Source organism: Paenarthrobacter sp. YJN-D (assembly GCF_015040335.1).
GTDB lineage: Bacteria > Actinomycetota > Actinomycetes > Actinomycetales > Micrococcaceae > Arthrobacter > Arthrobacter nicotinovorans.
On sequence record NZ_CP053549.1, the window covers coordinates 4112635 to 4127280 of the forward strand.

The window sequence follows — 14646 nt, forward strand, 5'->3', positions numbered from 1 at the left end:
TCGCGTTCAGGGCGAAGGATGACGGCGGGCTACCTCCACGGGCTGGCTCCAGGACCCGGGCCTCACACCGCAGGCCACGGGACCAAGCCCAGCCGGAATCAATGCGAGGTGGGCCAGCCCGTGTACGACTCCGCCAGGTACGCCTTGGCATGCTCGGACGTAACCACCGAGTGCAGCTCACCGAGTTGGCGGGCGCGGTCGAAATCGTCGGCTTCCGGGACGGTGTGCAGCATGGACGTCATCCAATAGGAGAAGTGCTGCGCCTTCCAAACCCGGTCCAGGGCGCGATCACTGTAGGAGTCCAGGAGGGCCGTGGAGCCGTTGGCGTAGAAGGAGTCGAGCCCTTCGAAGAGCACTTTGACATCATGGATGGCCAGGTTCAGGCCTTTGGCCCCCGTCGGCGGGACCGTGTGGGCGGCGTCGCCTGCGAGGAAGAGGTTGCCGTGGCGCATGGGCGTGTGCACGAAGCTGCGGAACGGCAGGACCATCTTCTCCAGGACCGGGCCTTCCTTGAGCTCGAACCCGTTGCCATTGACGCGCTTGCGGAACTCGGTCCAGATTCGTTCGTCGTCCCAGTCGGCCACGTTTTCCTTGGGATCACATTGGAAGTACATGCGCTGCACCGTCTCGGTGCGCTGGCTGATCAAGGCGAAGCCGTCTTTGGAATTGGCGTAGATCAGCTCGTCGGCGCTGCGGGGGGCTTCTGCCAGGATGCCGAACCACGCAAACGGGTACTCGTGGAAATACCACTTGCGATCAGCTTCGGGGATCTGGAAGCGGCAGTGGCTGCGGGATCCGTCGGCACCGACGAGGAAGTCAGCCTGGATCTCGAACTCCTGCCCTTCCGAGTCAGTGAACCAGACCTTCGGTTTGCCTTCGAGGTCATGCACGGTGGTATCCGAGACGCTGTACCTGACGTCGCCGCCGTCAGCCTCCCGACGGGCGGCGAGATCCATGAAAACGTCTGTCTGCGGGTACAGCCACACGGACTCGCCAACGAGTTCCTTGAAATTAATGCGGTGGCTTTCACCGTTGAAGCGCAGCTCGATGCCGTCGTGCCGGTCGCCCTCGCGGAGCACTCTGTCCGACACCCCTGAGTCGACCAGCAGGTTCACCGTGCCGTGCTCCAGGATTCCGGCGCGAACTGTTTCCTGGATGTCCTTGCGGCTGCGGATTTCGACCACCACAGAGTCGATTCCCTGCCTGGCCAGCAGATGGGAAAGCATGAGCCCGGCAGGGCCTCCGCCCATGATGGCTACCTGGGTGCTGATGGGTGTGCGTGTCATGATTCCTCGCTTCGTTGCGGATCCCCGCGCTTCGAACGGCTGGGATGAGCTTGGAATCAGTGTGGCCCGAACGGAGTGACTGGCGTTACACCACTTCCATTGAACGGAAGTTGTGATTGTTATCGCCCAACTGGCGTCCGATGCCACGTGCCGCGGTCTGCAACGCCGGCACCAGCGCTTGGAGCCGCATCTCGGCCAAAGGAACCACCACCCCGAGGGCCGCCACCGTACGGCGCTTGCTGTCCAGTATGGGCACAGCGATTCCCCAGGTATCCGGATCAACAACGCCCGCCAGCTGGGCATAGCCTTGCTGCGCGGCTTCGGCCAGGAGATGGCGCACGACGTCGGCGGTAACCTTTCCCGCCGGGTCCCGGAAGTGCTTGAGGTACTCCGCCTGCAGCTCCCGTGGTTGGTTGGCCATGAGGGCCAGGCCGGCAGACGAAATATGGACGGGCATCCGCCCGGCGACCCGCGCCCTGTTGGCCACGGACCCGCGCCGGGAAAGGCGCTCCACGAACAGCGCTTCCCAGCCTTCGAGGATGGCCAGGTTGACGTTCTGGTTGAGGACCTGCTGAATGTCCTCCATGAACGGCATGGCAGCCTGACGCAGGGCCAGCGTGGGCGAATTGCGGTTGACCAGTTCCCATAAGCGCAGCCCGAGGCGCACCGTCCCGCCCGCGCCAAGATCCAGCAGCCCCTGCTGGGAAAGCTGGCGGACCAGGCGGTGGGCGGAGGACAACGGAAGGCCCGCTCGTTCGGCGAGTTCGGTCAGCTGCAGCGATGTCACGCCCTCGGGAAACGCGGCGATCAACCGCACGACGCGTTCGACCACGGAGTCGCCGGATGATGAGTTGGCCACCGTTCACCACCTTTCTGAAAGCGCGTAAGGGACGACGCACGAAACTGCGCGATGGCACCAAGCTGACGCCATCCACCGGAATTATCGATTCCATTCAATGGTAGGACGTGTGCCGCGTTACAAAGAGTGGTGATACAACTCTCGTAACTAACCGGACGTTCAGGCGACCGGAACCCTAGCAACGAGGACGCTATGCCAACGATGTCATCTGCCCGCCGCTCCCAATGGCCCGTGTGGCTTTGCTGGCTGGCCATGGTCCTGGACGGTTTCGACCTTGTGGTCCTCGGGACCGTTATCCCAACACTGATCAAGACCGGGGAACTAGGTTTTGACGCCGTGGGAGCCACGTTCGCAGCCACCATCTCCCTGGTCGGCGTTGGCTTGGGAGCGCTCTTCATTGCACCGCTCTCGGACAAGTTCGGTCGCCGCAGGCTGCTGATCGCCTGCGTGGCGGGCTTCTCGGTTTTCACCATCGCCGTGGCGTTCGCCCCCAATGTGGCGGTTTTCTCGGCGATGCGTCTCCTTGCAGGCCTCGGCCTTGGTGCGTGCCTGCCTGCAGCCCTGGCGTACATGAACGACTACGCCCCTTCCGGTACGGCAGGAAAATCCACCACCAGGACCATGACCGGATACCACGTGGGCGCCGTGGCCACCGCGCTGCTGGCCATCATCATCGTTCCGAACTGGCGTCTCATGTTCATCATTGGTGGAGTCGCCGGGCTGGTGCTCCTGCCCTTCCTGTGGGCGAAGCTTCCCGAGTCGCTGCCTGACGCAGCCCCGGCCCAGGCGAGTGGGGCGCCCAAGCCCGCAGCCGGCGTCGCGCGTTCCGCAAATCCCGCAGCGAAGAACGGTTTCCGGGACCTGCTCCAAAAGCCGTATCCGGTAGTCGCCCTGGGAATTGGCGTGGCGTCATTCATGGGATTGCTGCTGGTTTACGGCCTCAACACCTGGCTGCCCCAGCTCATGGCTGCCGCCGGATATCCGGTCAGCACGGGCCTGACACTGCTGCTCGTCCTGAACCTCGGGGCTGTCGCCGGGCTGTTCCTGGCCGGGGTCCTGGCCGACAAGCACGGGACCAAGAAAATCGTGCTGCTCTGGTTTGGGCTGTCAGCTGTCTTCCTGGCCATCCTGAGCGTCAAAATCCAGAACGAATTCCTGCTCAACGCCGCCGTGTTCGTTACGGGCATCTTCGTGTTCAGTTCACAGGTGCTGGTCTACGCCTGGGTGAGCCAGTTGTTCCCGCCACGGCTCCGCGGAACGGCCCTCGGCTTCGCTGCCGGAGTGGGCCGGCTTGGTGCCATTGTCGGCCCAGCCGTGACGGGAACCCTAGTTGCGGCCAACATCGCGTACCCGGCGGGCTTCTACGTGTTTGCCGCCGCCGGCGTGCTGGCTGTCGTGGCGCTGGTCCTGGTCCCGCATGAGGTGAAAAACAGCGAGGAAACCGTCACGGCCGACCACTAAGCGATCCTTGGATTCCAAGGACTCCGGTGGAGGGACTCCGTGGTACCCAGCAACTGGGGCACGGCGTCGAAGCAGCGGTCGCTGGACTTCCTCAGCTCCGGGAGCGCCGCTACCGCCGAGTCGAAATGATCCTCACGAATCATCATTTCGATGGCCCGGCACTGGCTTTCAGTTTCCACCGCGCCCACCATGGCCGAGGAGATCTTGAGGCTAAGGACCGCGTCCATGCTGGCGTCGAGGTCGTGCCCGCACAGTCCGTTGGAAAGCCTGAGGATCCTTTCGGGCAGCATGGTGAGGTACGTGGAGAGGAAACGCAGCGCCAGCCGGGAGTCGCCCAACTCCTCGGCCAGCGCTTGCAGCTTGCAAGGTTCCAGCGGACTCGACCCCGGGTGGGGTGCCGCCCGGTCACTCACCGCTTGCTGCCTGGGGCTGTGCGACGCCTTCCGGCGCCGACTTGCTGGGGTCTTTCGTCCAGATGGAGGCCAGCATCCCGATGACCAGGATGGCTGGTGCGCCGTACATCAAGGTGTTAAGGACCATCGGTTCCCGGATGGCCCTGATCGCGTTGCCGACATAGGGGATGGTGGCGACCTGCTTGTCCACGGTTTTGCCTTGAAGAGTGGCGATCCAGGGATCGATGCCGTTGTTGGCGTCGCCCTTCGTCTGGACAGCTACCCCGCCGTCCGCCGTGGTGGTGATTTCGGTGATGCGGTGGGTTTCCACCCGCTGGTCTTCCACCGGAATGTGGTAGGTGATGATGTCGCCCACTTTGACGTCCTCGATGGGCGTCGGCACGGTCACCACCACGTCACCGGGGTTGATCAGGGGAGCCATGGAACCGGTCAGCATGGTGGAGGTCTGGTAGCCAAGAACGCGTGGCCCGATCGCGAGGAACAGGAACACCAGCGTGCCAAGGACCAGCAAGGCCACGGCAATCACCTTGGCCACGGTGCCGGTAACGCGGCGGATGGCACTTTTGGGGGCAGGGGCTTCAGCCCGGGTCTCGACGACAGTTTCGACGGCAGCAGATTCGACGGCTGCAGTTTCGACGACGGCGACGGCGGCCGGCTGCGAGGCAGCGGCCCTGGAAGCCGGGACGTTCGCAGCGGAACGCCGGCCATGGAGTGCTGGTCCGTTGAGGGTCTCGATGGTGCTCATGTCCTGGCGTTCCTTTCGTTCAGTGGGCAAATTGTTCAGTTGGTGCTGCACCGGCGGACCTGATCGGGCAGGGGGGCGCCCGACCAGGCCCGGCGGGGTTTGGGGTGGTTTATTTGGTGGTTTCGGTGCGTTGGGTGCCGGTGAAGGCGAAGGCGATGGTGGAGGTGGCGCCTTGGAAGGTGTTGTCCGCGGTGGTGGGGAACGCGGTGGTGACTTTGAGGTTGTCGGTCTTGGCTGAGGTCAGGGAGGTGAGGTTGTTGAGGACCTTGTTCGCTGCGATGACGGGGCCGTTGGCCAGGACGGTGGTTTTGGTGCCGGCGCAGGTGTAGGGGGCGGCGGTGCCGGTCCAGGGGGTGGAGCAGTTTTCGATGGTCAGTTGCAGGCCGTTGGTGGTGTCGGTGGTGAGGAGGGAGGCGGTGGCGCCGGCGGAGGTGGTGAGGGTGACGTTGTTCAGGTCGGAGTTGCCGGTGTTGGCCAGGGTGACGAGTTTTTCGACTTTGTCTCCGGGCAGCAGGCCGGCGATGGGGACGTTGAGGGTGTTGGCTGGTCCGGGGGCGCCCAGGGCGATGGTGACGGTGCCTGCGGTGACGGCTTGGGAGGCGGAGGTGGAGGAGGTGAATGCGCCGTAGGTTCCCATGCCGGCGACGGCGGCTGCGGTGCCGACCAGTGCGACGGAGGCGAGGATTTTGCCGGAGGTGGTTTTGAGGCTGATGGCCATGGGGATCAGTGTCCTTTCGTGTGGCCACCGTGAGACCGGCCGGCCGTTTCTTCAGCCTGTGTGGCTGACAAGAAATACTTTGCCGGGCCTGGATCAAGAACCAATCCTGCAAACCCACAACACTTCCTCAGGAAACCCTCAAGAAAACCGCAGCACCACCAGCACCGTGTGAAACACTCTTGGGTGCACCTGATCAGCCGATGAAAGGGCAAAACGTATGCCGATGTGGTTGCAGGCCTTGCTCTGGGGAACGCTGGCCGGAGGCGCTTTGGTTCTCGGCGCGGGGATCGCGTGGATGTGGAAGGTGCCCGCCAAGGTCGTCTCCACGGTGATGGCCTTTGGCGCCGGTGTCTTGATCTCGGCACTGGCGTTCGAACTGGTAGACGAAGCCGTGCAAGGCGGCGGACTGCTGCCCACCGTACTGGGCTTCCTGCTGGGGGCACTGATCTTCGTGGGCTCCAATGTCCTCCTCTCACGCGCCGGTGCCAAGCATCGTAAACGCTCCGGCGGCGCCCAGCCCTCGGAAAAGGACTCTCCCGGAAGCGGCACGGCCATTGCCATAGGCGCCCTCATCGACGGCATCCCCGAATCGGTGGTCCTCGGGGTAGGACTCCTGGCCGGCGGAGCCATCAGCCCGGCCATGCTCGCCGCCGTTTTCATCTCGAACGTTCCGGAGGGACTCTCCAGCACGGCCGGAATGAAGAAATCAGGACGCAGCCCTGCCTACGTCTTTGGCACGTGGGTGGGCATCGCCGTGTTCAGCGGGATTGCGGCCCTTGTTGGCTTCACGGCCTTGGAAAACGCACCCGACTCGGTCATCGCCTTCATCACGGCCATTGCCGCCGGAGGGATCCTGGCCATGCTGGCCGACACCATGATTCCCGAGGCCTTCGAAGAGCACCACAACCTCACGGGCCTGACGGCCGCCGTCGGCTTCCTCAGCGCCTTCACCATCCATCACGTGGGAGGCTAGGGGCCCAGCAGTCCCAGCACAGGCAAGGCAACCGCCGTCGAAAGTGCCATGGCGGCAGTGTTGCCGATCACCGGATGGAAACCGGACGGCAGCCAACCGGAAATGGCGCGGGCGAGGGGCGGTGCCAGAACGGCGCCGAGTACCGCCCCGCCGACGATCCCCATCCAGGAACCTCCGGAGGCCAGGACGGCGGCGGGTGCAACAGACACCACGGATGCATACGTGGCCGCCCACCCTTCCTCCCGGTACCAGCGCCGCCACAGAACCACGCCGACAGCTGATGTCAGGGCCTGGGCGAACAGGATCTTGGGAAGCAGGGCCGAACCATATGACGGCAAGCCGGGGTTCATCACGAAGGCCACGGAGACCCCCAGGATCATCCCCAGGCTGGCGGCTTCGTTGGCGAAAAAGTGCGTTTCACTGAAGTCCTTGAGCACCCGGCGTGCGGCCCGGTTAGCATCCTGTCGGAAGCTCTGCCCAACCCCTGACGCCGGGTGAAGGCTTGGCGTGGACGGGTTCGGCTTCCGCAGGACAAGCCACGGCAGGCGGCGTGCAATAGAGAATGTGATGGCGGAACCGACCGCCATCGCCAGGACGCTTCCGACGACGGGCGGCAAGCCCAAGGGGGCAGCAACTGTCGGGATGAAGAGCAGAGCCAAGGGCGTCACGGTCGCTGCTCCGAGGACGGCTCCGGTGACGCATGTCCGCCATCCTGCACCGTAGAGCAGAACCATGGCGGGCGCGGCGCAGACGAAAGGCACGAACGTTGGCTGCCACCCGTCGTCGAGCATCCATCCGAACGCCAGGTTGGACAACAGCAGGCTCAACGACGCCGACGCCAGCACCCACGCCCAAAGCCCGCTGCCGTAGGCAAGCGAGCCGGCCCAGGCCTTGCCGCCACGGGCAACGCGCCAGGCCAGGAATGCACCCGCCAGCAATCCCAGCGCCGCCAGATCCGCCTTGTAGAAAAGGGGCTCAGTCATGTCGCCGAGGAACCACCGCAGGCCGGAAACCGGGGAGTCGTTGGCGTCACCGGCCCATACTTCGAACGACGGGCCAACCCTGGGCGAAACCTCTCCCGCGACGTGCAGGAGGAGGGACAACAGCCCTACCGCAGCCGCCATGCCGAATGCGCCCAATGCCGTACCGGCGGCACTGGACCCCAGCGCCGGCTGGGGCGGCGTCGTGGTGGTGGACGTGGCAGCTGAAGAGTGCGTCATTGGTGACCCTTGGCGTACGGAGTGTGGTGGCTCCGAGCAGCGTAACGGAACTGATGATGCCGCCCGCAGTCGCTGTCGTACGGGGAAATTGTGACCGGAAAAGCCGCCCACAGACGCGAAAAAGCCCTGTCCTCCCGGCATTAACCGCGGGGACAGGGCCTTCGTGAAACGCTAGGCCTTCTTGCGGGTCAGCAGACCCCAGATGATCAGGACCAGCAGAGCACCGCCAATGGCGAGGAGCCAGGTGGAAATCGACCAGAACTCGTTTATACCGACGTTGAAGAGCGCGCTGCCGATCCAACCGCCGAGGACGGCACCGACGATGCCGAGCAGCAGGGTGGCGATCCAGCCGCCGCCCTGGTGGCCGGGCTTAATGGCCTTGGCAATGGCGCCGGCGATCAAACCCAAAACAATCCAACCGATGAATCCCATTTTTCATTCTCTCTTTCGTGAAGAGGTCCTAGTCCGGCATAGGAACGTATGCCGCTATTGACCTGATTGTTGGCTACCGGCTGAGTCGTCGGAACATTCCGACGACTTGGCTGGCAGACGGCCTGCCGGCAGGGTCGGGGTCTGTCATGGCATGAAGCACCATGGACCAGCGCCGCCGGACCGTGCCGGGAATTCGGGGTTCCCCCAGAGTCCTGGCAACCATGGACTCGAGGGGAGGGCCAGGAAATGCCTTCGTTCCGGTCAAGCACTCAAGAGCAACGAGACCGAGCGAGTAGACATCGCTGGCGGTTGTGGAATTTTCGCCACGCACCTCTTCAGGACTGAGGTAATGCGGAGTGCCCGAGGACGAGCCCGGTGTGGCGGTCCCGCCGGTGAGGGCAATTCCAAAGTCGGTCAATTGTGCTACCCCGGGGCCACCCGGGTCTGCTGCGAGGTTGACCAGGATGTTGCCGGGCTTGATGTCGTTGTGGACGATGCCCCTGCGGTGGATGTACGTCAAGGCACGCGCAATTCCGCTCACCCACTCGGCCGTCTCGCGGGGCGAAGCCGGCTGATGATGAAGGAGGGTCCGCAGATCCATTCCTTCCACCAGCTCCATCACCAGGAAATTCCGGATTTCTCCGCCTTCCTGGCGCCCGGTAGTTCCGGAACCGAGGACCCGGACGATGTTCTTGTGCCGCAACCGGCCGTGGATGTCCACTTCCCGACGGAAGGGGGCGTCGTTGGCGGCGTCGGAACACCTGAAAATCTTGACTGCCACAGCGTCGCCACTGTGGAGGTCGAATGCCTTTTGGACGTTGGCTTCCGAGCCGCCGCCCAAGGGTCCTGCGAGGCGGTACCGGCCGGCGATGACCCGATCCCGGTGAACGCTGTCTTGGGCCACGCTGTCCTGGGACGTAAGGTCCCGGGGCACGCCGCATGCACTTGCGGCTCCGCGATCGGCGCGGACAGCCGCAACGTCGAGCGTGGTCACCCGAGGAGGGTTTCGATCTCGGCCGCAGGCACTCCGGCCACTTCGGCGAGGGCATGGGGGTTGACTCCGGCGTCAACAGCTTTTTTGAAGGCGAGCGCCAGGGTGTTCTGCGAGATCGCCAGTTCGTGCTGGAGACTCTGCCTGCGAAGGGCAGCGATCCATACGGAGCTCACGGGATCGAGGGCGTCGATGTCCATCCGGAATCCGCATCCGCAGGCCCACTCGGGCCAGATGGGCTCCACGGAGACCCACTTCATGGCGTCGTAGGCCGGGCCGGCGGAGATGGCCATGTGTGACCCACAGTGCACGGGACCCATGGGAATTACCTGTTCCGTGAGAACTTCCACGGTATTTTCAGCCACTGGTGTGGAGCTTGGTTCACGCAGCGCGACTGTCATCGTTCTCTCCCACACATTCCCTAGTAAGTAGCTTGGCTATCTAGTTATATGTGTACTTATGAATTATGTCCAGTCAGGATGCGGTCACTCAGGACTTCAGGAGGCCGCGATCCCGTCGATCGCCTTTCGCATGCGCCGAAGGAACTCGACCACCACAGCGGAGTCCTCGCTGCTCAGGGTTTCGGCCGCTTCCATCATCCGGGCGTGCATATCACCCAGGGTGCTGCGCACCTCCTGATCCGAGCCGGGGGTGGGGCGCAGGATGAGCGCACGCCGGTCAGTCGGATGCGGCTCCCTCGTGACATAGCCGGACCTCACGAGCCGATCGACCAGGGACGTCATGGAAGCCGACGTCACGCCCAGGCGGACAGCCAACTCCTTGGGCCCGACCTCACGGCCTGCGCGTTCGGCTTCAAGCAAGTACCGCAAGGCAAGAAGATCGGTTTCGCCCATCCCCATGGAAGCGCGGGTACGTCGGCGCATATCCGCTTCGGCGGCACGGTAGTCCCTGAGTGCATTCAGGACATCCACGGCGCCCATCTGCTTGCGGCTCTCCAGCCCGTACCAATAGCCCTGACGTTCACTTTTGTCGCTCATCACCAGTCCTTTGGTAGACATGTATCTCGCTTGTCTAACCAATCGATACTAGGCGATTTACCGCTCCTTTGCTGACCAGGCGGTCAGGACGGCACGCTCAGGCTGCCCGCCGAAGCGTCCGCACGCGCCGCCAGAGAGCTGGAGCCACCACGACGGCAACGCCGACGGCGGCACCAATAACCGTCTCGACGATGCGGTCCCGAAGCAGCAAACCAGGATCGACAGGCGCTGCAAGAAGCGTTGCGATCAAGGCGAGCGGCGTCACGAAAACCTGCGCCACCAGGTACTGCCGGGCGATAAACATCTCAGCACCGAACTGGCACGCAGCGATCACCAGGACCATCGCCCACGGTGCAGGGTTGAGCCACAGAATGCCCGCCAGCAGCACCAGGCCCAGCACTGTTCCGGCGATTCTTTGGATGCCTCGACTGACCCTGTGGCGCGTTGAATGCCCGACGAGGGGAACAACCGCCGCAACCATCGCCCAGTAGGTGTGCCCGAAGCCAAGCCGCTCCCCCACCAACGTGGCGATGGTTCCCGCCAGGCCGGCAGCGACCAGGTAGCCGCCACCCTCCAGCCAGATCGCCCGGCGCTCAGCCGGGGTGTGCCGGATGCGCGGAGGGCGTTTCCACGGCGTTCTGTGGCTTTTGAGCACACGAGCCGACATGCCGATCAAGAGGCAGAAAACCGTGGTCCCGACAGCCACCAGGAGGGCTTCCCACAGGGGCGGTTGGGCTGCGATCGACGCAATGGCAGCAAAAGCAAAAATATGAAACAAGGAGCCACCGGGCCGCAGCCGCCACGCAGCAACCACCACCGAGCAAACGCCGGCCACGACCGTAGTGGCAGCGGTCAAAAGCCAGGAATATTCAGCGCCTTCAATGCCCAAGGCATGGGCGAAACGGGCTAACAATGTGGCCAGGAGAATGATGAAAAGCATGAAGCCGCCGGCGCGCAACTGGCTCCTGAAACGGACGCTATGGGGTTCGTTGCGTCCGTAGATCCCCGTGAAGGCTCCAAACGAAGCAAACACCGCCAGATCCAGTCGGCCTATCAACGTCAACGTGATCAGCGGAACGAACACACCAACTGCGCAGCGGAGGGCGGGATGGTGGTCCTTGTTGCCAGGACCCATCGTGAACATTTCCGCTACAGCCTTCAAGGGGCGGCTCGCCTTTCGTCGCAGGATCAAACGTACGACGGCGGCACTGACGTCCGCTCTCAAGGTTACGCTCCGGTTGCTGGGCTACTGCGGGATCGAGTGCAGTTTGTGGGGCTCATCACCTGGATGCTGGCGGGATCGCCCCGGTTTGGAAGCGGCCGCTTCAGAAGCGGGCGGCTCCTCCCGAGACCGGGGCGGTGTCCAATTTGTTGCCGGCGATATCCGTGAGTCCAGCGGCGGGGTTGTACGTGGGGAACACCGCCGGATCCGTGGGAATTGTCTTGTCGCCGGTACCTCCGGTGCCAAGGGTGATCGTGAGGGTCTTGGCTGTGGGGTTCCAAGCCAGGGACGAGACGTTGCCATTGCCATTGCCGTTCAAGGTCAGGGCCGTCGACGTGTAATCAGCTCCCAGTGCAACGCTGCCCAGGTTGATGGCGCAAACACTGGTGGTAACCGTAAGCGTATCCAGTGCAGTCACGCTGACTGTCACCTGCCCATTGCCGTTAATGGTCTGCGTAGTGGTGTTGTTGGTCCATATACTGCAGATCGTGCTGGCCTTGAGCGCCTCGGAAAACGTCAGGGTCACTGTGTCGCCCTTGTCGAGCTTGTTGGCGACACCACCGTTGCCAAGCTGTACATTCGTCACCGTCGGAGCCGTTGCATCCTTGGATGAGGTCGCCGTCCCTGCGGCACTGGTGTTCCCGGCCGCATCCGTAGCCTTGGCGGAGTAGCTGATGGTGCCGTCCGTGAAGTTCCGAACATCAACGGGCAAGGCTGTCCAATTCCCGGCGCTGTCGACAACCATCGACTGGGTTACCGGTTGCGCACCCGCACCTGTCACAGTGAGGACGAGCGATGAGTTGGCTTCCGCCGTGCCGCTGACCGGCACCTTGTCTGCGAGGGCTGCGTTGACCACTGCCGGTGCGTTCACAACCGGCGCGTTGGGCGCTGTGGTATCCGTGACCGGAGTAGTACCGGTGCTGCGGATGCTTTCGGTGCCCTGCCAAAGGGACAACAAGGGCGTCACGGTGTAGTACCAGGTTCCTGCCGGGACGTTGGCCTCGGCACACGAAAGGCCCGCAACCGGGCCTTGGCAGGTGCCGGTTGCGGCCACGCGCGTGCCGCCGGCGGCCGAGCTGTAGCGGGCGATGCTGTAGCCGGTCACGGGCCGGCCCCCCGCCGTCGTACTGGCTGCCCAGTTGACCGTAACGGTGGTACCGGACACGCTGGTGCCCGGCTTGGCGCCCTGGGCTACGGAATCGGCCTTCGCGGCTCCGAAACCGCTGCTGACGGAACCCCAGAACGCGCTGGCAGCGGGCCCTGCGCAGGAAAGAAGGAGAATGCCCAACGCAATAACCATGATGCGGTTCCATCGCCCCATGCTGATGCTCGACACCTGACGGTCCTGGCTCACTTCCGTACCTCCAGCGTCACGGGGATGGCGAATTGGGCGCCCTGGCAGGCGGAGACTGAGGTGGCTCCCATGCTGGCTGCCCCTTGCAGCGTCACCAGGATGGAGGTGTTCGCGGCGATGGTGATCGGCGGGTTGAGTGGTGCGGCGGGAGGTGTGAAAGTCACTCCGGTGGTTGTGCACCCGTTATGGGAAGTGTCCGCGGAAATGGGTCCGTTGGCGGCAATTCCGTAAATGGTGACGGGGTGAGGGTTGGGGTTCGTGGCCCGGAGGAGGACGTCGGCCGTCCCCCCGGGAACCAGGCTGCTTTGCAGGGTGTCGCCCGGGACGAGTGCGTCCACCGTGACGTTCTGCATTGTTCCGTTTACTGATGATCCGTTCCCGAGGCCTGTGGCGCTCCAGTACGCGTAGGCCGATCCCGCTCCGCCGAGCACGCACAGGGCGACAGTGGCTGCAGTGGTTCTTGCCAGCCGGCCTGGGACGGGGGTGCGGGGTGTCCGGGCTGTGGTCTTCATGTCAGTTGCCTTGTCCCGTGCCGGAGTACGTGAGCTGGAGGGTGGCGCCTTTGCAGCCGTCCTGGAGTTGGGCCGTGTCGTGCATCGTGATCCGGGGCCAGGCCGACTCCGGGACGCCCAGCGCCGACAATGCCCGGACGCCGGGCTCCACGGTCAACGGATACGCGCCGGAGTATTGGGTGAGTTTGTAGTCAGCGGTGGTGCAGGGGAGGTTCTTCGCAATGGCCGCCGGAGTCCGGACCACCTGGGTGATGGATACGGAAAGGTTGGTCACGGCGATGCTCTTGTTGCCGGGATTGGAGATCTGCAGTTCCAACGACCGTGAGACACCCGGTGCGAGCAAGCCATTCACGGAACCGGATACGCCGAACGACCGCTTGACTTCGAGGACCTGCAACTGGCCCGGAGCCGCGTTCGACACGATGGCCCCGCTGCCCGCCTTGACCGAGAAATCGGTCTTCGCCGCCGCTGTTGTGGTGGCGGTTCCAACCGTCAGGGTCGTCTGGACGGTGCCGCCGGCAGTGAGGTTAACCGACGACGGCGTGAAGCTGGCACTTGCGCCAGCCGGCAGCCCGCTGGTCGTGAAGGTCAACTGTCCCGCAAAGCCCCCGGTCGACGTCGCCGACACGGTGAACGTGGTGGACTGGCCCTGGTCAACCGTGCGGCTGGAAGGAGACAACGCCACCGTGATGCCCGCCGGGGCCTTCGCAGCGTTCCCTTGGCCGTTGCTGGCAGCAAGGGCTGCGGTTGGCAGGATGGCCACCAATACGGCCAGCAGAATCGCACGCAGGACCCCACCTCGATGTAACGGTGCGGTGCGCTCTGGGCGGTGGTCCATAGAAGCTCTTTTCGGACGTCGGCTTGGGTGCGGTGGTGGAGGGGCCGAAACGGCTGAGCCGGAGCCCGCCTAACTGGCCGGCCCCGGCGTCGAGGTCTTACAGGCTGCCGACGTTGACCGTCACGATGGCCGCCTTGCAGGCGTCCTGGTTGACGGTGGTGCTGTCGTTGAACTTCAGCGTTCCGGAGCCAACGGACGTGCCGGTGCTGTTGGCTGCCACCGGGCTGTTCGAGGTGACTGCGGTGACTTCGAACCAAGCCGGCAGACAGCCGGCCACATTGGTGGTCACGTTCGCGCTCAACGCTCCAACCACCGTGCCTGACGTGGTGGAGTTGTCGGCCGTGTAGCTCACCGGGACGGAGTTGCCCGGAGCAAGGCCGCCAGCGAAGGTGGCGTGGAGGGTGACCGTTCCGCCGCCGGCGGAGTTGGTGGCATTGCCACTGCCGGAACCAGTGGTGGTCCAGTAGGCGTAGGCGGCGCCGCCGCCGACTGCTACCAGTGCGACGCCCGCAACAGCGGCGGTGATCCGGCTCTTCTTGGAAAGCTTGCGCATGATGTGACTCCTTGGTTGATCTGGTCCGGGGAGCCGCAGCGCAACCCCCAGCATCCGGCCTTTGCTGGCGG

The 14646-nt window shown here is 64.1% G+C and carries 17 protein-coding genes; 2 read left to right on the forward strand and 15 right to left on the reverse strand.

The window, feature by feature from the left end; translation table 11 throughout:
* Positions 1-98 precede the first annotated feature (98 nt).
* Together HMI60_RS19115 and HMI60_RS19120 are read right to left on the reverse strand one after the other, a co-directional pair.
* Positions 99-1286, reverse strand: a complete 1188-nt coding sequence (locus HMI60_RS19115; protein WP_193590224.1) for a 4-hydroxybenzoate 3-monooxygenase — start codon at positions 1284-1286, stop codon at positions 99-101.
* An 85-nt stretch (positions 1287-1371) separates the two neighbouring features.
* Positions 1372-2145, reverse strand: a complete 774-nt coding sequence (locus HMI60_RS19120) for an IclR family transcriptional regulator (RefSeq protein ID WP_018780355.1) — start codon at positions 2143-2145, stop codon at positions 1372-1374.
* A gap of 192 nt (positions 2146-2337) precedes the next feature.
* On the opposite strand from HMI60_RS19120, the gene HMI60_RS19125 reads away from it, so the two are divergent.
* Positions 2338-3606, forward strand: coding sequence for an aromatic acid/H+ symport family MFS transporter (locus HMI60_RS19125; RefSeq protein ID WP_079582636.1), 1269 nt, complete (start codon positions 2338-2340; stop codon positions 3604-3606).
* Here HMI60_RS19125 and HMI60_RS19130 read toward each other — a convergent pair.
* The 3 genes from HMI60_RS19130 to HMI60_RS19140 all read right to left on the reverse strand — a co-directional run bounded on the left by HMI60_RS19130 (position 3603) and on the right by HMI60_RS19140 (position 5482).
* Positions 3603-4019 carry an Hpt domain-containing protein gene (locus HMI60_RS19130; RefSeq protein ID WP_055975567.1) on the reverse strand — a complete coding sequence of 139 codons (417 nt, stop codon included), beginning with the start codon at positions 4017-4019 and terminating at the stop codon, positions 3603-3605. The two genes, HMI60_RS19125 and HMI60_RS19130, sit on opposite strands and share 4 nt — an antisense overlap.
* The gene (locus HMI60_RS19135) at positions 4012-4764 is read right to left on the reverse strand and encodes a signal peptidase I (RefSeq protein ID WP_193590225.1); all 753 of its coding nucleotides are present in this window, start codon (positions 4762-4764) and stop codon (positions 4012-4014) included. Before HMI60_RS19135 ends, HMI60_RS19130 begins: the two co-directional genes overlap by 8 nt.
* A 109-nt stretch (positions 4765-4873) precedes the next feature.
* Positions 4874-5482, reverse strand: a complete 609-nt coding sequence (locus HMI60_RS19140; RefSeq protein WP_064723919.1) for a TasA family protein — start codon at positions 5480-5482, stop codon at positions 4874-4876.
* Between the two features lie 217 nt (positions 5483-5699).
* Between HMI60_RS19140 and HMI60_RS19145 the strand changes: the two genes are divergently transcribed.
* The gene (locus HMI60_RS19145; RefSeq protein WP_039243375.1) at positions 5700-6455 is read left to right on the forward strand and encodes a ZIP family metal transporter; all 756 of its coding nucleotides are present in this window, start codon (positions 5700-5702) and stop codon (positions 6453-6455) included.
* Here HMI60_RS19145 and HMI60_RS19150 read toward each other — a convergent pair.
* The 10 genes from HMI60_RS19150 to HMI60_RS19195 form a co-directional block, all read right to left on the reverse strand.
* Positions 6452-7675 (reverse strand): hypothetical protein, encoded by a 1224-nt coding sequence (locus HMI60_RS19150; protein WP_193590226.1) that lies wholly within the window; start codon positions 7673-7675, stop codon positions 6452-6454. The genes HMI60_RS19145 and HMI60_RS19150 overlap by 4 nt on opposite strands.
* Positions 7676-7846: 171 nt before the next feature.
* Positions 7847-8107 carry a GlsB/YeaQ/YmgE family stress response membrane protein gene (locus tag HMI60_RS19155; RefSeq protein ID WP_018779325.1) on the reverse strand — a complete coding sequence of 87 codons (261 nt, stop codon included), beginning with the start codon at positions 8105-8107 and terminating at the stop codon, positions 7847-7849.
* Positions 8108-8180: 73 nt separating this feature from the next.
* Positions 8181-9101, reverse strand: coding sequence for a serine/threonine-protein kinase (locus HMI60_RS19160; protein WP_110506138.1), 921 nt, complete (start codon positions 9099-9101; stop codon positions 8181-8183).
* Positions 9098-9391 carry a hypothetical protein gene (locus tag HMI60_RS19165; RefSeq protein ID WP_227453602.1) on the reverse strand — a complete coding sequence of 98 codons (294 nt, stop codon included), beginning with the start codon at positions 9389-9391 and terminating at the stop codon, positions 9098-9100. Before HMI60_RS19165 ends, HMI60_RS19160 begins: the two co-directional genes overlap by 4 nt.
* 204 nt (positions 9392-9595) lie before the next feature.
* Positions 9596-10096 carry a MarR family winged helix-turn-helix transcriptional regulator gene (locus HMI60_RS19170; protein ID WP_018779328.1) on the reverse strand — a complete coding sequence of 167 codons (501 nt, stop codon included), beginning with the start codon at positions 10094-10096 and terminating at the stop codon, positions 9596-9598.
* A gap of 97 nt (positions 10097-10193) precedes the next feature.
* Positions 10194-11258, reverse strand: a complete 1065-nt coding sequence (locus HMI60_RS19175) for an FUSC family protein (RefSeq protein WP_064723910.1) — start codon at positions 11256-11258, stop codon at positions 10194-10196.
* Positions 11259-11421: 163 nt separating this feature from the next.
* Positions 11422-12672 (reverse strand): hypothetical protein, encoded by a 1251-nt coding sequence (locus HMI60_RS19180; protein ID WP_227453603.1) that lies wholly within the window; start codon positions 12670-12672, stop codon positions 11422-11424.
* A complete protein-coding gene (locus HMI60_RS19185; RefSeq protein WP_193590227.1) occupies positions 12669-13184 on the reverse strand; it encodes a hypothetical protein in 516 nt (171 codons plus the stop codon). Before HMI60_RS19185 ends, HMI60_RS19180 begins: the two co-directional genes overlap by 4 nt.
* 1 nt (position 13185) lies before the next feature.
* On the reverse strand, positions 13186-14022 hold the full coding sequence (locus HMI60_RS19190) for a hypothetical protein (RefSeq protein WP_193590228.1): 837 nt from the start codon (positions 14020-14022) through the stop codon (positions 13186-13188).
* 97 nt (positions 14023-14119) lie between these two features.
* The gene (locus tag HMI60_RS19195) at positions 14120-14575 is read right to left on the reverse strand and encodes a hypothetical protein (RefSeq protein WP_110506142.1); all 456 of its coding nucleotides are present in this window, start codon (positions 14573-14575) and stop codon (positions 14120-14122) included.
* Positions 14576-14646: the final 71 nt, after the last annotated feature.

Bases quoted from the DNA above. Each gene is read 5' to 3' on its own strand.
- HMI60_RS19115 (WP_193590224.1), bottom strand. From the start codon at position 1,286: ATGACACGCACACCCATCAGCACCCAGGTAGCCATCATGGGCGGAGGC.
- HMI60_RS19125 (WP_079582636.1), top strand. From the start codon at position 2,338: ATGCCAACGATGTCATCTGCCCGCCGCTCCCAATGGCCCGTGTGGCTT.
- HMI60_RS19135 (WP_193590225.1), bottom strand. From the start codon at position 4,764: ATGAGCACCATCGAGACCCTCAACGGACCAGCACTCCATGGCCGGCGT.
- HMI60_RS19140 (WP_064723919.1), bottom strand. From the start codon at position 5,482: ATGGCCATCAGCCTCAAAACCACCTCCGGCAAAATCCTCGCCTCCGTC.
- HMI60_RS19145 (WP_039243375.1), top strand. From the start codon at position 5,700: ATGCCGATGTGGTTGCAGGCCTTGCTCTGGGGAACGCTGGCCGGAGGC.
- HMI60_RS19150 (WP_193590226.1), bottom strand. From the start codon at position 7,675: ATGACGCACTCTTCAGCTGCCACGTCCACCACCACGACGCCGCCCCAG.
- HMI60_RS19155 (WP_018779325.1), bottom strand. From the start codon at position 8,107: ATGGGATTCATCGGTTGGATTGTTTTGGGTTTGATCGCCGGCGCCATT.
- HMI60_RS19165 (WP_227453602.1), bottom strand. From the start codon at position 9,391: ATGGCCATCTCCGCCGGCCCGGCCTACGACGCCATGAAGTGGGTCTCC.
- HMI60_RS19170 (WP_018779328.1), bottom strand. From the start codon at position 10,096: ATGAGCGACAAAAGTGAACGTCAGGGCTATTGGTACGGGCTGGAGAGC.
- HMI60_RS19185 (WP_193590227.1), bottom strand. From the start codon at position 13,184: ATGAAGACCACAGCCCGGACACCCCGCACCCCCGTCCCAGGCCGGCTG.
- HMI60_RS19190 (WP_193590228.1), bottom strand. From the start codon at position 14,022: ATGGACCACCGCCCAGAGCGCACCGCACCGTTACATCGAGGTGGGGTC.
- HMI60_RS19195 (WP_110506142.1), bottom strand. From the start codon at position 14,575: ATGCGCAAGCTTTCCAAGAAGAGCCGGATCACCGCCGCTGTTGCGGGC.